This is a genomic window from Gordonibacter pamelaeae 7-10-1-b, assembly GCF_000210055.1.
Taxonomy (GTDB): domain Bacteria; phylum Actinomycetota; class Coriobacteriia; order Coriobacteriales; family Eggerthellaceae; genus Gordonibacter; species Gordonibacter pamelaeae.
On record NC_021021.1, the window covers coordinates 610,308 to 612,521 of the forward strand.

Genomic DNA, 2,214 nt, shown 5'->3' on the forward strand with positions numbered 1-2,214 from the left:
CACGAGCGCGCGGGCGGCCTCGGTGAGCCGGCGGCGCGACGCGTAGGCGTGCACGGTCATGCCCGTCGCCTCGCCGAACAGGCGGTGCAGATGGAACTTCGAGTAGCCGGCAGCGCGCGCGATGGCGTCCAGATCGAGCCGCCCGCCCCGGTGCGCCTCGATGCACGCCACCGCCCGCTCCACCGCGCGCAGGTGCTCCAGCTCCATGCCAGCCTCCTTCCTCCCTTTCGGCCCGGATGCTCCATTGAACCAGAACGCCACGGCACGCGTCTCTACTTTTCTTGCTCTGTCGGGAAAAGGAAACGCCCGCCGAGGGCGGGCGTTTCGAAACAGTGCGGCAAATGCATCGAAAAGGGCGGGGACGGGCCCTCCGCGATGGCGGGAAGGAGGTCAGTTCTGCTCGAACGGGAAGTCCTTCAGCACGGCGAACGGGTTGGGCGGCGCGTCGTCGCCCGCGTCCTCGGCCGGCGCGCAGCCGCACGGGCCATCGTTGAGGTTCGCACCGCACGTGGGGCAGAGCCCCTTGCATTCCTCGTCGCACAGCGGCACGAGCGGGAACTCCAGGAGCAGCGCCGCGCGCAGCAGCGGCTCCAGGTCGATGACGTTGTCGTCGGGCAGCACGTCGAACTCGTCGTCGTCCATGTCCTCGGGCGCCTCCCTGTCGGCGCCGATCAGGAAGTACCCCTCGACCTCGCCCGTCACGGGGAACGAGAACTCGTCCACGCAGCGCGCGCACGACGTCTTCGCCTCCCCCTCCACGGTGCCGGTGACGAGCAGCGCGTCGCCCGTGTTCGTCACGTCCACCTGCCAGGCCAGCGGCTCGGCGAAGTCGTACAGGTCGGGACCGGCCTTCACGACGGGCACGGCGTACGTTCCCTCAAAATGCGAGCTCTCCGCAGGTGCGAAGAGCTCCGGAGGGTATAGGGATGCGCGTCGCTTCCATCAGCGGCCCGCGGCGAGCGAGTTGGCGTTGAGGCGGTCACGGCAGCGGCGCACGTTGTTCAGCAGCGTGTCGAGGCTCTGCTCCACGTGGCCGAACACCTCGTCGGCGTAGTCCTCCGCGCCGGCGCGCGTCTGGCGCTCCAGCTCGCGGGCGTCCGCGAGGATCTGGTCGGCCTGCTGCTGGGAGATGCGCACGATCTCCTGCTCGCTGGCGATGGTCATGGCCTGGCTGCGCGCGTCCTCGATCATGCGGTTGGCCTCGGCCTCGGCGTCGTCGAGCAGGCTCTGGCGCTCGCGAACGATCTGGCGCGCCTGCGCGAACTCGCTCGGGAACGTGTCGCGGATCTCGTCCATGATCTCGAACGCCGCGGCTATGTCGACTTGGCGCAAGTTGCTTTTGCCGAAGACCGGCTTCGAGTCCTCGAGAAGAATCGAGAGCTCTTCGAGCAGCCCCAAGACTCCTGTTTCGTCCATGATTGTCCTTCCACCCAAGCGTGCTGCGTTTCAAGTGCGTCGGCGCACGGGGTTTGAGTCTTCCTGCGCGCATGCGTCAAAGTATTCTAGCAGGTTTGACCGGATAACCCAACGTCACTGCACAAACCGTGCACATTTTACCCGGTCGGAGGGCCCCTGTCGCATTCTCGTTGCCATACCGGAACCCACGGCGCAAAGCGGGGCCGCCGCCCGCTACTCCGCGAACTTGGCCTCAAGGGCGCCTTTCACGCACGGGGGCACGAAGCCGTTCACGTCGCCGTGCAGACTGGCTATCTCGCGCACGATGGACGACGACAGGTACATGTACTGCGGGGGCGACATGATGAACAGCGTTTCCAGCTCCTGGTTCAACTGGTAGTTGAGCGCCGTCATCTGGAACTCGTACTCGAAGTCGGTGATGGCGCGCAGGCCCTTCACCACCACGGTGGCCTCCATGCGGGCGGCGAAGTCCACGAGCAGCTCGTCGAAGGGCTCCACGCGGACGTTGGGCAGGTGGCTCGTGGCCTGGCGCACCAGCTCGGCACGCTCCTCGAGCGAGAACAGCGGCTGCTTCTTCGGCGAGGCGGCCACGGCCACCACCACCTCGTCCACCAGCTGGGCCGCGCGCGTGATGACGTCGAGGTGGCCGCTCGTGATGGGATCGAACGTTCCGGGCGTGAGTGCTCGTCTCATAGCAGGTCAAGCTCCTTAGGTCTGAAAAGGTCCACGACAGTATCGCCGTACTTCTTGCGCGATGCAAGCGCCAGCCCGCAGGCGGCGGCAGCCGCGTCGGCCTCG

Annotated in this window: 4 protein-coding genes; all 4 read right to left on the reverse strand. The window is 66.9% G+C overall.

Annotated features, from left to right (window positions below):
- A partial coding sequence (locus tag GPA_RS18770) for a helix-turn-helix domain-containing protein (protein ID WP_041238885.1) occupies window positions 1-207 on the reverse strand: 207 nt, incomplete at its 3' end.
- 183 nt (window positions 208-390) lie between these two features.
- Window positions 391-864 (reverse strand): YceD family protein, encoded by a 474-nt coding sequence (locus GPA_RS02895; RefSeq protein ID WP_156790915.1) that lies wholly within the window; start codon window positions 862-864, stop codon window positions 391-393.
- A gap of 78 nt (window positions 865-942) precedes the next feature.
- Window positions 943-1,416 (reverse strand): ATP synthase subunit B family protein, encoded by a 474-nt coding sequence (locus tag GPA_RS02900; RefSeq protein ID WP_015538879.1) that lies wholly within the window; start codon window positions 1,414-1,416, stop codon window positions 943-945.
- Between the two features lie 213 nt (window positions 1,417-1,629).
- Window positions 1,630-2,109: a pantetheine-phosphate adenylyltransferase gene (gene coaD, locus GPA_RS02905; RefSeq protein ID WP_015538880.1), complete on the reverse strand. Its 480-nt coding sequence runs from the start codon at window positions 2,107-2,109 to the stop codon at window positions 1,630-1,632.
- Window positions 2,110-2,214 lie beyond the last annotated feature (105 nt).